This is a genomic window from Streptomyces sp. NBC_01232 (assembly GCF_035989885.1).
Lineage (GTDB): Bacteria > Actinomycetota > Actinomycetes > Streptomycetales > Streptomycetaceae > Streptomyces.
Genome location: NZ_CP108518.1, coordinates 8149654 through 8163570 on the forward strand (window position 1 = coordinate 8149654; position 13917 = coordinate 8163570).

12 protein-coding genes are annotated in these 13917 nt (G+C 73.5%); 6 read left to right on the forward strand and 6 right to left on the reverse strand.

The features are described 5' to 3' along the window. Positions 1 to 155 precede the first annotated feature (155 nt). Both OG444_RS37445 and OG444_RS37450 read left to right on the forward strand, forming a co-directional pair. Complete coding sequence (locus OG444_RS37445) at positions 156 to 362, forward strand: hypothetical protein (RefSeq protein ID WP_327266325.1); 207 nt, start codon at positions 156 to 158, stop codon at positions 360 to 362. Beyond that, positions 359 to 790 carry a hypothetical protein gene (locus OG444_RS37450; RefSeq protein WP_327266326.1) on the forward strand — a complete coding sequence of 144 codons (432 nt, stop codon included), beginning with the start codon at positions 359 to 361 and terminating at the stop codon, positions 788 to 790. Before OG444_RS37445 ends, OG444_RS37450 begins: the two co-directional genes overlap by 4 nt. A gap of 73 nt (positions 791 to 863) precedes the next feature. Here OG444_RS37450 and OG444_RS37455 read toward each other — a convergent pair whose 3' ends face one another. Next, complete coding sequence (locus tag OG444_RS37455) at positions 864 to 1247, reverse strand: VOC family protein (RefSeq protein ID WP_327266327.1); 384 nt, start codon at positions 1245 to 1247, stop codon at positions 864 to 866. A gap of 7 nt (positions 1248 to 1254) precedes the next feature. Further along, on the reverse strand, positions 1255 to 3144 hold the full coding sequence (locus OG444_RS37460) for an ABC transporter ATP-binding protein (RefSeq protein WP_327266328.1): 1890 nt from the start codon (positions 3142 to 3144) through the stop codon (positions 1255 to 1257). Between the two features lie 140 nt (positions 3145 to 3284). Between OG444_RS37460 and OG444_RS37465 the strand changes: the two genes are divergently transcribed. Beyond that, on the forward strand, positions 3285 to 5378 hold the full coding sequence (locus OG444_RS37465; RefSeq protein ID WP_327266329.1) for an AMP-binding protein: 2094 nt from the start codon (positions 3285 to 3287) through the stop codon (positions 5376 to 5378). A gap of 90 nt (positions 5379 to 5468) precedes the next feature. Here OG444_RS37465 and OG444_RS37470 read toward each other — a convergent pair whose 3' ends face one another. Further along, the gene (locus tag OG444_RS37470; protein WP_327266330.1) at positions 5469 to 7256 is read right to left on the reverse strand and encodes a GNAT family N-acetyltransferase; all 1788 of its coding nucleotides are present in this window, start codon (positions 7254 to 7256) and stop codon (positions 5469 to 5471) included. A gap of 95 nt (positions 7257 to 7351) precedes the next feature. Between OG444_RS37470 and OG444_RS37475 the strand changes: the two genes are divergently transcribed. Both OG444_RS37475 and OG444_RS37480 read left to right on the forward strand, forming a co-directional pair. Continuing rightward, on the forward strand, positions 7352 to 7774 hold the full coding sequence (locus OG444_RS37475; RefSeq protein ID WP_030384867.1) for a DUF350 domain-containing protein: 423 nt from the start codon (positions 7352 to 7354) through the stop codon (positions 7772 to 7774). A 157-nt stretch (positions 7775 to 7931) separates the two neighbouring features. Continuing rightward, positions 7932 to 8363, forward strand: a complete 432-nt coding sequence (locus OG444_RS37480; RefSeq protein WP_327266331.1) for a VOC family protein — start codon at positions 7932 to 7934, stop codon at positions 8361 to 8363. A gap of 57 nt (positions 8364 to 8420) precedes the next feature. On the opposite strand, the gene OG444_RS37485 is transcribed toward OG444_RS37480, so the two are convergent. The 3 genes from OG444_RS37485 to OG444_RS37495 form a co-directional block, all read right to left on the reverse strand. Next, complete coding sequence (locus OG444_RS37485; RefSeq protein ID WP_405792960.1) at positions 8421 to 9824, reverse strand: eCIS core domain-containing protein; 1404 nt, start codon at positions 9822 to 9824, stop codon at positions 8421 to 8423. Between the two features lie 357 nt (positions 9825 to 10181). Beyond that, a complete protein-coding gene (locus OG444_RS37490) occupies positions 10182 to 11411 on the reverse strand; it encodes an acyltransferase family protein (protein ID WP_327266332.1) in 1230 nt (409 codons plus the stop codon). Beyond that, positions 11408 to 12451, reverse strand: a complete 1044-nt coding sequence (locus OG444_RS37495) for an alpha/beta hydrolase (RefSeq protein WP_327266333.1) — start codon at positions 12449 to 12451, stop codon at positions 11408 to 11410. The genes OG444_RS37490 and OG444_RS37495 overlap by 4 nt, the downstream gene beginning before the upstream one ends. 245 nt (positions 12452 to 12696) lie before the next feature. Here OG444_RS37495 and OG444_RS37500 point away from each other — a divergent pair, with 245 nt between their 5' ends. After that, on the forward strand, positions 12697 to 13908 hold the full coding sequence (locus tag OG444_RS37500; RefSeq protein ID WP_327266334.1) for a calcium-binding protein: 1212 nt from the start codon (positions 12697 to 12699) through the stop codon (positions 13906 to 13908). The last annotated feature ends 9 nt before the right edge of the window (positions 13909 to 13917 follow it).

Sequence of the window (13917 nt, forward strand, 5' to 3'; positions counted from 1 at the left end):
CGTGTTGACCCCGGCAAGCCAAGCCCCCAACACGCGCCCGAGCAATGCGCGTTCCGGACCATGCGCGCGCCGCACCCTCGGCGGAACGTCCAAGGAGCCCCGTCGCCCGGGAGCACGGCCGGGACCCGGTCCGGTGTCGGTTATCGTCCTCACAAATGATCGACAACCGGGTGGGTCCGCTCCTGGCCCCGCCCGGAAGGGGGAAGAACACCATGCGCCACCGAACCGCCGTCGTGCGAGCGGCCTGCCTGGCCGCGACCGTGCTGACGACCGCCGCGCTGTCCGCCTGCGGCTCCTCCGAGCCCGCCGCCCCGCGCGAGGACAGGGCGGCCCCCAGCCCTTCGGGAGTCCGACGACCGTGAGCGAGGACGTCCGGATCACGGCCGCCGCCGAGGGGTTCATGAAGGCGTGGATGCTCGACCCGGCCGACGTCAAGGCCATGTGCGAGCACGAAACCAAGGCGGCACGACCCAACTTCAGCGATGACGGCGGAACGGTCGACGGCTGCGTCGCCGCACGCAAGTCCCTGACCGAACGGACCCCGGAGCCGGGTGCAGCGCCGCTGCGGTTCACCATCGACCACATCCAGGACGTGAAGGCGTCCCGGAAGCACCCGGCCGGCAAGGGAGTCCTCGCCACGGGCCAGCGCGACGGTGGCAAGCCCTTCCGCTATGCGCTCCGCCTCATCCTCGAGGACGGCCAGTGGCGGGTGGAGCAGGACGAGGACGTGAGGAGCCGCTACAACCACACGGCCGACCCGGTCGCCGACGTCCTGTGGTCCATGGGGTGACCCGGCGCGGGCCGTGGCGGTCCGGCGGTCTCCGCCGTGCCGCCCGGCTCCGGCGGTCGGGGGCGGGCCGTGCTCAGGGGGTGTCCGCCGTCTTGCGCGGGGTGGTCTGCTGGACCGCCCAGCCGTTGCCGTCCGGGTCGGAGAAATAGACGAAGGAGCCCCACGGCAGGTCCTGGATCTCGGTCACCTCCACCCCCCGACCGCGCAGGTCCTCGTACGCCTCCTCGATGTCCGTGACGACCACCTGCATGTTGTCCAGCGACCCCGGGGTCATCCGGGTCAGCCCCCTGCCGATCGCGATCGAGCACGCCGAGCCCGGTGGGGTCAGCTGGACGAAGCGGATGTCCTCGCTGACGGTGACGTCGTGGTCGGCGTTGAAGCCGAGCTTCTCGTAGAAGGCCTTGGCCCGGTCGACATCGCTGACGGGGACGGCGACGAGTTCCAGTTTGATGTCCATCACAGCATCATGCTCCCGACACCGGTGCCTCGCCGCCCGACACCGCGAACTGGGTGCGGTACAGCTCCTCGTAGCGGCCGCCGGCCGCCAGCAGCCCGGTGTGCGTGCCCCGTTCCACGATCCGGCCGTCCTCGACCACCAGGATCAGGTCCGCCGCCTGCACGGTCGACAGCCGGTGCGCGATCACCACCGCGGTCCGGCCCGCCAGGGCCTCGCCCAGGGCCTCCTGCACCGCGGCCTCCGAGGTCGAGTCCAGGTGCGCGGTGGCCTCGTCGAGGATCACCACGCGCTGCCGGGCCAGCAGCAGCCGGGCGATGGTCAGCCGCTGCCGCTCCCCGCCCGACAGCCGGTACCCGCGCTCCCCGACCACCGTGTCCAGGCCGTCCGGCAGTGAGGCGACGAGCCCGTCGAGGCGCGAGCGCCGCAGGGCCTCCCAGATCTCCTCCTCGGAGGCCTCCGGCCGGGCCAGCAGCAGATTGGCCCGCACCGACTCGTGGAAGAGGTGTCCGTCCTGGGTGACCATGCCGAGCGTGTCGCGGATCGACTCGGCCGAAAGGTCCCGTACGTCGATCCCGCCCAGGCGGACCGCGCCCGCGTCCGCGTCGTACAGCCGGGGCAGCAGCTGCGCGATCGTCGACTTGCCGGCGCCGGAGGAGCCGACCAGGGCGACCATCTGGCCCGGCTCGGCCCGGAAGGACACCTCGTGCAGCACCTGCGTCCCGCCCCGGGCGTCGAGGGTGGCGACCTCCTCCAGGGAGGCGAGCGAGACCTTGTCGGCGGCGGGGTATCCGAAGGAGACCCGGTCGAACTCCACGGCCACCGGCCCTTCCGGGACCCGGCGGGCGTCCGGCTTCTGTGCGATGAGCGGCTGCAGGTCGAGGATCTCGAAGACCCGCTCGAAGCTCACCATTGCGCTCATCACCTCGACGCGGGCCCCGGCGAGCGCGGTCAGCGGGGCGTACAGCCGGGTCAGGAGCAGGGCGAGGGCGACGACGGAACCGGCGTCGAGCGAGCCGCGCAGGGCGTAGTACCCGCCGAGCCCGTAGACCAGCGCGAGGGCCAGGGCCGAGACGAGGGTGAGGGCGGTGATGAAGGCCGACTGGGCCATTGCCGTACGGATCCCGATGTCGCGTACGCGGGCCGCGCGGGCCGCGAACTCCGCGGACTCGTCGGCCGGCCGCCCGAAGAGCTTCACCAGCGTCGCGCCGGGCGCCGAGAACCGCTCGGTCATCTGGGTGCCCATCGCCGCGTCCAGCGCTGAGGCCTCCCGCTGCATCGCCGCCATCCGTGCGCCCATCCGGCGGGCCGGCAGCACGAACACCGGCAGCAGCACCAGCGCCAGCAGGGTGATCTGCCAGGAGATGCTGAGCATCACCACGAGGGTCAGCAGCAGGGTGACCGTGTTGGAGACCACCCCCGACAGGGTGTTGCTGAAGGCCCGCTGGGCGCCGATCACGTCATTGTTGAGGCGGCTGACCAGGGCTCCGGTCCGGGTCCGGGTGAAGAAGGCGACCGGCATCCGCTGCACGTGGTCGAAGACCGCCGTCCGCAGGTCCAGGATCAGCCCCTCGCCGAGGGTGGCGGACAGCCGGCGGGTCAGCAGCCCTAGCCCCGCCTCCGCGACCGCGATCACCGCGATGAGCAGGGCCAGCCGGGTGACCGCGCCGCTGTCGCGCCCCTCCACGATGGTGGTGACGACCCGGCTGGCGAGCACCGGCGTGGCCACCGCGAGCAGGGCGGTCACCACGCTCAGCAGAAGGAAGAGGGTGAGCCCGCGGCGGTGCGGGCGGGCGAAGGCGGCGACGCGGCGCAGGCCGGCCCGGGAGAACGGGCGACGGTCCTGCTGGGCGTTGATCGCGCTGTGGAGCGACGTCCAGGCGGTGACTTCCATGTCCATGGCTCGAACGCTAGGACCTCAACCGAGCTCGAGGTCAAGGCATGCGTTACGGACCGCCCGTACGGGAAGCCAACTCCTGCTCCATGGAGGGATATACGCGACCGCCACCCCTTGTCGGTGCCCGGTGGCATCATCGGTTCATGACGCAGGGATCCGAGTCCGTACGTTTCGGCAAGCGAACCACCGACACCGTCCTGCACCGCTTCGAGCAATGGGCCCGGGACACCCCCGGAGCCCGCGCGCTCATCGCCGGCCCGGACAGCCTGACCTACGGGGAACTGGACGCGCGCGCCGACCTGCTGGCGCGCCGTCTCCTCGACTCCGGCCTGCCGCCCGGCGGACTCGTCGCCATCGGCACCGCCCGGCAGAGCGAACTGGTCGTCGCCCTCCTCGCCGCCCTCAAGGCCGGCGGGGCCTACACCGTGATCGACGTCCGCGCCCCGCGCAGCGGGCGTCGGCAGCTCACCGCGGCCGAGCCCCACGTCCTGCTCACCGACGCCGCCCAGCAGGCCGCCCTCGACAACGGCAGCGGCTTGCGGGTGATCCGGCTCGACGCGCAGACCACCGCGATCGGCGGACCGCGCACCGAACGGCCGGCCGAGCCCTCCGGCGGGCCTTCCGGCGGGCCTTCCGCCGGGCCTTCCGCCGGGCCTTCCGGGCCGGCCGCCCCGTCACCCGGCCGCACCGCCGTCGTCCTGTTCACCGGGGCGGCCGAGCCGCGCGCGGTCCGCGTGGGCCACGGGATGCTCCTGGCCGCCCACGAGGGCTGGGCCGAGGTGGCCCGGCCGACCCCGCAGGACCGGCACCTGTTCACGGCCGGTACGGACGTCACCGCCTTCGCCGCGGGCTGGACCCGGGCCCTGTGCTCGGGCGGCGCCCTCGTGCTCTCCCCGCGCTCCGACCGGAAGCCCGAGGACATCCGCGCGGCCCTCGAGACCGACCGCGTCACCGTCCTGCACACCGACCCGGCCGGCGCCACCCGGCTGCTGATCGAGGACGCGCCACCGGCGGCCGCCGGCCCGCCCGGCCACCGCGGTGCGGACCCCGCCTGCCGTTCGCTGCGGCTGCTCGCCGTCTCGGGCGACCGGCTCTACCTCGACGAGCAGGCCACCCTGCAGGTCCTGCTGCGCCCCGGTGCGCGCGTGCTCAACATCTACGGATCCGCGGAGTGCGCCGGCGTCGGCACCTGGTTCGAACTGGCCCAGCTGCCGCACCCGTTGGACGACCCGGAAACGATCTCCCTGCTCGGCACCGCGTTCCCCGGCTTCCGGGCCGACGTGCACGGCGGGGAGATCCGCATCGTTCCGCCGGACGGCGGTGACGCGATACCCACCGGCGACCTCGGCCTCCTCCGCGACGACGGGCTGCTGGAGTTCGGCGGCCGCATCCGGGACCGGATCACCCTGCCCGGCGGCCGCATCGTCGACCCGTACCCCGTGGAGTCCGCGATCCGCAGCCACGAGGGCATCGGCGCGGTCATCCTGAAGGGAGTGGACGGCCCGCGCGGCCCGCGGCGGCTCGTCGCCTACGTGGCCCCACCGCCCGGGGGACCGACCCGGACCCCGGCGGCCGTGCTGCCGGACATCGAGGGGCTGCGCGACCACCTGGCGGGCAAGGTGCTCCGTGAGGAATCCCCGCGCACCGTGATCCGGCTGCGCAACCTGCCCCGCAACGCGGCGGGCCGGGAGGACCGGGACGCCCTGCCGCTTCCCATCCTGCCCGCGGCGGCGGCGCGGCGCGGCGGCGCCAAGTCCGGCAAGTACGGTTCCGCCCCGGGCGGCCAGGAGGGGATGCCGGCGTCCTGTGCGGCGGGCTGCGGGGGCGTCCTGGGCTTCGTCGCGCTGATCATCACCAATCTCCTGTGGCCCGGATCGACCGACCTCACCGGAGTGCCGCAGCCCTGGGCGTTCCTGTTCTCCGTCCTCTACCTCTTCGAGTGCCTCGCCTTCGGCATCGGCCTGGTGTTCCTGTTCGGCGGCCGCGCCCGGATGCGGCGTCAGCGCCGCAGCCCCGCCCTCACGGTGGCGGCCCATCTGGCCGTGTCCTACCTGCTGTTGGCCTGGTGGCCGCAGGACAACCTCTACCGGCTGGCAGCCAAACAGGACTGGCCGCTCCAGGCCGCCCTCGTCTACACCTTCAACGTCCCGCTGATGATCGCGGGCGCCGTCGCCGCGGCCTACGTCGTCGCCAGGCCGGCGGACCCCTTCGACTTCCACGACCCCCTCGACGACTGACCGGACCGCCGCCTGGACCGCCGGCCCGACCGCCGACTGCCGCCCGACCGCCGATCGGACCGCCGCCGACCGGTCGGCAGTGCGGGCCGGTCACGGCGCGGCGAACACCGCCCCGACCGCCAGGGCCTCGGCCCGGACCAGCGCCTCGGCCGCGTCCAGCGCCTCCTCGCTGCGCGCGGCCACCAGCACACCCAGCCAGGGCGCGGGCTCGAAGGCACCCGTCGGGATCGCGGGAACGAACACCGCCCCGAGCCCGGCGCAGCCCCGCACCAGGGCCGCGCACAACTCGTCCAGCTGGGCCTCGGGCAGCCGCGCGCCCAGCTCCACCCGGTCGGCGATCCGTACGAGGTGACCCGCGCCCCGCAGCACGTCGAGCCGCGCCGCCACCATGAAGGCGATCGACGGCCCGGTCAGCCGCAGGTTCGTCTCGGTCGGCGCGAGCCGCCCCTCCCCGTCGGCCACGAAGTCCACGTCGAACCAGCCCCGGTAGCCGGAATCCGCCAGTTCCCGGCCCACCGCCGACCCGAAGGCGAGGAGGGGCTTCTCCGCCCAATTCGGCACCACGCCGGGCCCCACCGTCGCACCCCGGTAGCAGCCGTCGTCCGTCACGTCCATCACCGCCCCGCCGACGTCGTGTACACGGCCCGCGTCGTCGACGAACCCGTCGTACGTCAGGTCGCGCGGACCGCCGGGCCCTGCACCGGCACCCTCCCCGCCCCCGGCCGCCGGACCGCCGACGTACTCCTCCACCAGCAGCGGCCCGCGCGGCAGCCGGCGCACTACGGCCAGGGCCCCGCCCGCGGCGCGGACCTGCGCGGGGGTGACCACCGTGGTGCCCGAACCCCCGACACCGTGCTCCGATTTCAGAACAGTGCTCTCACCCGCCCTGGTCCGGGCCGCCAGCAGCCGGGCCGCCGACCATCGCCCGCGGGCCGGCCACTGCCGGGGGAGCACGATCCCCGGATGCCCGCCGTCCGCCAGGATCCGCCCGAACAGCCCGTGCGCCGCGGACTTCGACTCGTAGCGGAGCTCCCCGGGCCGCCACGGCCGGCCCGCCAGCAGACCGAACGCCGGGGTGCGCCCCCACGGTACGAGGGGCAGCCCGGCCCCGGTGAGCCGCGCGGCCAGCGCCGGCCGGGCCCGTACGGCATCGGCAAGGCCCGGATCCCCGTCCACCAGCCCGTCGTGGACCTCCACGCCGGTCCAGCCCAGCTGCCGGCAGACCAGCTCGGTCCAGCCGCTCGGCACCGCCCGCGGCAGCACCAGCACGGCCGGGTACGGGCTGTAGAAGGCGGCGAGGCAGGCGTAGTGGTGCGCGGGCCGCTGCTCCCGGTCCAGGGTGGCGTCGCCGAACTGTGCGTTGAACTCGCCGACGTTGCCCAGGTGCACGGCCCGCCCGCCACCGGTCCAGGCCCGCGCCCAGCCGGCCAGCGGGGCGGGGCTCACCTCGAAGCGGACCAGGGCGGCGGCCGGGTCCGGTGCGGCCCGGGCCACGGCCCCCATCGCCCGGTAGAACCCGGCCGCGTGCGGATCGGAGTCGATCACCAGCCGGCGCACGCCCAGCTCGGCGGCCCGCCGCAGCACGTCCCGGTACAGCAGCCGGCCCACGCCCTGTCCGACGGCCGACGGCTCCACGAAGAGCAGCCCCAGCCGTGCGAGCGGGCCGGCGCCCTCGAGAGAGGAGACCCCGAGCACCTCGCCCCGGCCGTTCTCGGCCACGACGATACGGCGGGCGGTCACGTCTTCGGCCCGGATCCGCAGCTCCTCCGCACACGCGGCGAGGAACCCGCGGTCGTAGCCCCAGTACGCCTTGGACCGCATCACCAGCCCGGTCAGGTCCTCCGCCTCGGCCGGTCGAGCGGCCCTGACCTTTACCATCTGCTGACCTCCCCATGGTCCGCGTCAAGGCCGTGCGATAGATTCGGCCTCTCCACGGCACATACTTTCCCACCCACGCGGAGACAGGCTTCTCAATGAGCGACATCATCAACGGACTTGGCCGCACCAGCGCCTACGGCGCCCTCGGACTGGTCCTGCTGATCCTCGGTATCGTCCTGGTGGACGTACTGACGCCCGGGAAGCTGCCGAAGCAGATCTGGGAGGAGCGCAACCGCAACGCGGCCCTCTTCCTCAGCTCAGCGCTCCTCGGCATCGGCGGCATCGTCTTCACCTCGATCTGGACGACGTACTCGGACTTCGGCAAGGGCCTGCTGTCCACCGCAGCCTTCGGCGTGCTCGGCCTGATCCTGATGGCGGTGGCGTTCCTCGTGCTCGACCTGGTGACCCCGGGCAAGCTCGGCGCCATCGTCGTGGACCCGCAGCCCCACCCGGCGGTCTGGGTCTCGGCGGCCTGCAACCTGGCGGTGGCCGCGATCGTCGCCGCCTCGATCGCCTGACGCGGAGCACCCGTACACAACGAGAGCGCCGCTCCCCCGGGGGAGCGGCGCTCTCGCCGTATCCGGACCGCAGCCGCCGGTGTCGTCCGCCGGCCCGGTGCCGTAGCTGGCGTCGTGCGCCCGCCGGGGATTACGGGACAGCCCATAGGGTGCTCGCATGGAACAACGCATCACCCTGGGGGTTTCCGATCTCGCCCGCGCCAAGGGTTTCTACGAGGCCTTGGGCTGGCGGGGACAGGAGGTCCAGGAGACGGTCTTCTTCCAGGCCGGCGGGCTCGCGCTGGTGCTGTGGGGCCGGGAGGAGCTGGCTCGCGACTGCGGAGTCGAGCCCGGACCGGCCGGCGGGTTCGGCGGGATCGTCCTGGCCCACAACGTCCGCTCCGAGGCCGAGGTGGACGAGCTGCTGGCCGCCGTACGACGGGCAGGAGGCAGCGTCACCAAGCCGGCGGCCGTCAACGCGATCGGGTTCTACTCCGGCGCTTTCGCGGACCCGGACGGCCATTGCTGGGAAGTGGCTCACAACCCGGGATTCCCCCTCGCCGCAGACGGCTCGGTCATGCTGCCCGACTTCGGCGGCGCGAAGACGTGATCGCACGGGTGCCGTGGATGTCCGGAACGCGCTTCGGACATCCACGGCAACGCCTGATTACGCGGCGATGGCTTCCTGCTGCGCCGAGGGCAGTTCTTTCCCCGACCGGTTCTTCACCAGTGTGACGTCTTCGACGAAAAGCTGGAAGAGCAGCTGGCTCGCGCCGAGCTCCCTGCCGTTCTTTCCGTTGTTCCCCTGCGCGATGCCCAGGCTGTAGGGTTCCTTGTCCTCGGCCTTCACGCCGATGTACCCGCCCAGTGTGCCCTCGTTCGCGTTCGCGTTCCGGTATTCCCCGGTGTCCTCGTTCGCCTTGCGGATCAGGTCGTTCTTGTAACCCGGCCCGAGAGCCATGTGGTTTGGGTGGAAAAGGAGTTCATGGGCGCCCGGCTTCAGCGTGAACTTCAGTTGGACCGCATAGGGTTCGCCCTGGGTTTCGTAGTATCCATCGGCCTGACCCTGGTCGCCGAGATGCGACCCGATGGTCATGCCCGTGAGTCCTTTTTCCCTGAATTCCTTTCCCGTGCCCGTACCGGAACCTATGTAGTCCAGCAGTTCTTTCCGCGCGGTTTCGTTTCCCCAGTAGGTCAGAGCGCTGTGGGCCTCGTCGAAGCTCATGGACCGGTACAGCTCCATCCGCCCGGCCTCGTCGCCCATCCGCGCCAGCTCGGTCAGAAGCTGGGGGCCGACGGTCTTGACGACCTCATCCATCGAGCGCGGGGGCTTGCTGGCCTTGAACTTCTTCGCGCTCGCCTTGGAGGCCTTGATCTGCGCGCCACGGTCCTTTGCGGCCTTGCTGCTGGCCCCGCCCAGGCCCGCCCTGTCCTCCCAGTACTCGACCGTCATCCGCGCCTGGGGGTCCTCGACGCGCTGCACGGCGGTGTGAGGGCCCGAGGCGGGGGAGGGCGCCGCATGACGCTGCACGTGGGCGGCGGCCAGGTGACCTGCCGCCATGACCCGGCCGGCATTTGCCTCCGCCTCGCGCTCGAAACGGTCGGAGGGGTCGGAGACCCGCAGACCCGCTCCGTTGTCGGTGCCCGCGACGGGCCCCTGGCGCTGCTGGATGACGTGGGTGAGCTCGTGAGCGAGGGTGTGCTTGTCGCCGCCGCCGTCACCGAGGACGACGTGGCTGCCGGAGGTGTAGGCACGGGCGCCGACTTCGGCGGCGGAGGCGCGGGCGGCGCTGCCCTCGTGGATGCGGACGTCGGAGAAGTCCGCTCCGAGCCGCGCCTCCATGTCGGTGCGGGTGGCGTGGTCCATGGGACGTCCGGGGGCGCGCAGGACGTCGTGGACGGTGGAGCGCTGCACCGCGGGCTGCCCGGCGTGCTCGGCCGGCCCGGCGTGTTCGGCCTGCTCGTGTCCGCATCCGTCGGAGTGCTGGTGCTGTTCCTCGTCCCGGACGCGACCGGCCCTGTGCAGCATCTGGACGACCGCGGCGTTACCCGCGCCGGCCTGCAGCGCCATCAGCCCCACGGGTGGCGCCGTCACCTGCTGCGCGGTCGCGGCAGGGCGGGAGGAATGCAGTAATTGTTCGTCGGTCTTCCGCGCCGGGCGGGAGTGCTTGGGGCTCACGCGATCGCCTTCTCCATGCGTCAGGGCGGCCGCGTCGCGCGGCTGCCCGGCCACGCCCCCGAGGGGCGGTCACACCGGTCGTGACCAGGGGGTCTGAAGTATTATCAGCTACCTTGTCGGCGCGAGGCCAACTCCCGGCCGCCACGGCACGGCTGCGCCCGGGGCAGGAGGGGCCCGCCCCAATTGCGTTGCACGGCTTCCGTGGTGACCTCGTCCCGTACCGGCACAAGCGGGCTGTCTGCGCACCACTCAGGCGAGGCCCAGCGCGAACACCGCGAATCCCGCCGCCAGCACCCCTGCCACCGTCCGGCGCAGCGCGCTCGCCCCGCGCCCCTCCCGCGGCGGGCCCTCGAAGCGGCGCGCGTAGCGGGCGATGAGAACGAACAGCACCGCGAACACCGGCATCCACGCCAGCCGTGCCGCGATCCAGCCCAGGCTGTCCGGCGCCGTCGTGAGACCGGCCACCCCGCCCACGAACGAGCCGGGCACGGCGGCCGCCAGCATGGCCGTCTGGTGCCAGCACAGGATCGTCATCGCCGACAGGTTGATCACGACCACCGGAGCCCACAGGGCGGGCCGGTCCAGGAGTTTCGCCAGCCGGTCGCGAAGCAGGATCGCCGCCCCCGACTGGACCGAGGCCAGGGCCAGTACCAGCAGCGACGGAGGGTGCGAGTTGGTCCGTGCCGCACCCGGTACGCCCACCATCGACGCCGGATAGTGGAAGACCGCCAGCAGTGCCGCGAACAGCAGTGCCCCGCCGGCCAGCAGCAGCCAGGCCCCGCGCCGCCCGATCCGCCGCTCGCCCCACGAGACGCCGAGCTGGTACGCGAACAGCCAGCCGGGCAGGATGTTCACCAGCGAGATCCAGGACGGCACCGAGTCGGCGAGCGGCCCGTAGCGCAGGAAGTCCACCAAGGCGACCGAACCGAGCAACGGGGCCGCGGCCCAGCCTCCGAGGCGCCGCGCCGCCCGCACGCAGTACGGTGTCAGCGCGGTGACCACCACGTACACCCCGACGAACCACAACGGCTGGATCACCAGCGTCGCCCCGGTGCGCAGCGACGCCTCCGGCACGCCGGCCGCGTACAGCACGGGCGCGGCCACCGCCCACACCGCGGTCACCCCGAGCACCGGCCGGCCCAGCCGGACGATACGGCCCTTCAGCCAGGCGCCCGTCGAACCGGTGCGGCGCCCGAAGGAGAGCGCTGACGCGTATCCGCCGACGAGGAAGAAGATGCCGAGCATCTGGAGCACCCAACTCGCCGGCGCCAGACCGCCGAAGGCCGACAGCGGGCTCGCGTTGTGCAGGCCGCCTTCCGGGTCGAGGGTGAAGCCGCCGAGCAGCCAGTGCCCGGTGGGCACGGCCAGCAGCGCCAGGGCGCGCAGCCCGTCGATCGCGCGGTCGCGGTGGGCGGGCGTCTGCCGGTCGATCCGCGCGGCGGCCTTCCGCAGCGGGGCCAGGGTGGCCGAGGCGCTCATCGGAGCTCTCCCTTGGCGATCGCGGCGAACGCCGTCAGTGACTGGGTGCCGGGCGCGAAGTAGCCGGTGTGGCCCTGTACGTCGGCTGCGGGCACCCGGCGGGCGCCGAAGGCGGCAGACGCCGGGTCGGCGCCGTGACCGATGCCCGCGAATTCGACGTTCGGGACGTCGGCGATCCAGTCGGACGGCCCCCGGGCCGCCCAGACGCGGGCGTCGGTGCGCAGGGCGGCCGCGGTGGCGGCGCGCATCCCGGGGGAACCGAAGGCGACGACGTCGGTGGCGTCGGTGTGCCGGGCGGCGAGCCCGCACACCACCGAGCCGTAGCTGTGGCAGAACAGCACCGGGTCGGGCGCGCCGACCGCGTCGAGTCCCGCGGTGAAGCGGGCCAGACGGAACGCACCCGCCCGGGCCAGCCGGCCGTCGGCGGCGTCCAGGCCGACGCCGACCGGGGTGGTGTAGCCGATCCACGCGACGACGGCGGTGGCCCCGCCGGTCGCCCCGCGCAGGGAGCGCGCCATCCCGGCCGGGCCCGTGTGGGGCCCCCGCCGGGCGTCGTACACGGTGGCGTCGTTGTCGGAACCGGGCACGATCACCGAGACGTGCGCGGCGTGCTCCAGGTCCCCGAACACCTCGGCCACCTGCCCGCGGCCGCGCGGGTCGAAGGCCAGGATCCGGCGGTCCGGCGCGGCGAGCGGGGCGTACCGCGCCTCGCCCGTGGCGGCCGCGGCGATCCGGTTGGCCTCGTACCGCAGGGGGAGCGGAGCCCCGTCGAGGTTGCCCACCACCAGCGGGTGGGACCGTACGAGTGCGCGGCGCGCCGCGTCGTCCAGCCCGGCGAAGAACGCGGCCACCTCGTGCGGTGCCGCGGTCGCCGGATCGGGCAGCGGCCGGCCGGACGCCGTGTCGGCCCGCCATGCGGCGGTCCCCGGCGGCGGTCCGGTGACCGCTGTCTGGCTGTCGCCCGAGGCCCATCCGGCGGTCCCCCCGACGACGGCCACCGCCAGCGCGGCAGTGACCAGCGTCCTTCCGAAGCGGCGCATGCCCCTTCTCCTCTCCTCGTGACGAGGTGGAAGGTAGGCAGTGGGTACCGGCGGGCACGTCGCACCGTGGAGCCAAGTCGGCTGTCATACCCCAGTAGGGGGTGGAGGAGACCGGCCCCCTTCCCGCAGGTGCGATCCGCATCGGCCGTCTGCCCGAGCCCGTCCGTGTGTCGGCGCGGACGGAGCCCCTGCGCCGACTAGTTGTGGTGATAGTCCGACTAATCGAGGCAAAAGGAGTACCGCCGATGTCCCACTGGGAACCTCCGCGCGCCGAACCGGGACGGCGCCCGCGCCGGATGGCCGCCGCCGGTGTCGCCTGCGCCCTCGCCGCCGGATCCGTCGTCCTCCTCGGTACCACGGAGGTCAACGCACGGGCCGTGACCTGCTTCGGCGTCCCCGCCACCATCGTCGTCACCGCCCCCGGCGCGACCACCGACGGGACCGAGGGAGACGACGTGATCGTCGGCACCGCGGGCGCGGACACGATCCACGGCCGGGGAGGCAACGACCTCGTCTGCGGGCTGGCCGGCGACGACATCCTCATCGGCGGACTCGGCAATGACCAGATCGACGGCTCCGCGGGCAACGACCAGCTGCGCGGCGACAGCTTCAGCCCCGTCGGCGATGCCACCGGCGGCGGCAACGACCGGCTCGTCGGCGGCGACGGGGACGACCAGTTCACCGGCGACAGCTACGCACCCGCGGGCGCGGCCACCGGCGGCGGCAACGATCAGCTCGTCGGCGGCCCCGGCAACGACCGGCTGACGGGGGACAGCCGGGGGCAGAGCGCGTCCGGCGGCGGGACCGACCGGATCGACGGCGGTCCCGGCGACGACTCCCTGCTCGGTGACTCCGGCGCGTTCGCCGGCAACGCCACGGGCGCCGGGAGCGACGTACTGCTCGGAGGGCCCGGTGCCGAATCCCTGACGGGGGACAGCGAAGCCGCACAGCACGCGTTCGGCCACGGCGGCAACGATCTGCTGGACCTGGGACCCGACGGCGGGGTCTCCGCGATCGGGGACCACGCCGTCACCGGCCCGGCGGGAGGCCGCGCGACCGGCGCCGGCAACGACCGCATCATCGGCGGCGCCTTTGACGAGTTCCTCGTGGGCGACAGCACCCCGGCCGACGCGACCCGGACCGTCGCGGGCCACGACACGATCAGCGGCGGCGCCGGCAACGACCGCATCTTCGGCGACAACGTCGACCTCACCGGCACCGCGAGTGCGGGCACCGCGGGAGGCAGTGACCTCCTCGACGGGGGCGACGGCATCGACACCCTCAAGGCGGGCCCCGCCACCGATTCCCTCGACGGGGGCGCGGACGCCCCGGACGCCTGCGACGGGGAGGGCGGAACCGACTTCACCACCGGCTGCGAGACCCCGGCACACCTTTCCGGTCACAGCACTAGGCATCACGCCGGGCTCGGGGGCCCTGGCACCGAGCCGGTCGTCTAGGTCGTCTCT

Coding starts and splice junctions, on each gene's coding strand:
- OG444_RS37445 (WP_327266325.1), top strand. CDS start 156: ATGATCGACAACCGGGTGGGTCCGCTCCTGGCCCCGCCCGGAAGGGGG.
- OG444_RS37455 (WP_327266327.1), bottom strand. CDS start 1,247: ATGGACATCAAACTGGAACTCGTCGCCGTCCCCGTCAGCGATGTCGAC.
- OG444_RS37460 (WP_327266328.1), bottom strand. CDS start 3,144: ATGGACATGGAAGTCACCGCCTGGACGTCGCTCCACAGCGCGATCAAC.
- OG444_RS37465 (WP_327266329.1), top strand. CDS start 3,285: ATGACGCAGGGATCCGAGTCCGTACGTTTCGGCAAGCGAACCACCGAC.
- OG444_RS37470 (WP_327266330.1), bottom strand. CDS start 7,256: ATGGTAAAGGTCAGGGCCGCTCGACCGGCCGAGGCGGAGGACCTGACC.
- OG444_RS37475 (WP_030384867.1), top strand. CDS start 7,352: ATGAGCGACATCATCAACGGACTTGGCCGCACCAGCGCCTACGGCGCC.
- OG444_RS37480 (WP_327266331.1), top strand. CDS start 7,932: ATGGAACAACGCATCACCCTGGGGGTTTCCGATCTCGCCCGCGCCAAG.
- OG444_RS37485 (WP_405792960.1), bottom strand. CDS start 9,824: ATGGCGCTGCAGGCCGGCGCGGGTAACGCCGCGGTCGTCCAGATGCTG.
- OG444_RS37490 (WP_327266332.1), bottom strand. CDS start 11,411: ATGAGCGCCTCGGCCACCCTGGCCCCGCTGCGGAAGGCCGCCGCGCGG.
- OG444_RS37495 (WP_327266333.1), bottom strand. CDS start 12,451: ATGCGCCGCTTCGGAAGGACGCTGGTCACTGCCGCGCTGGCGGTGGCC.
- OG444_RS37500 (WP_327266334.1), top strand. CDS start 12,697: ATGTCCCACTGGGAACCTCCGCGCGCCGAACCGGGACGGCGCCCGCGC.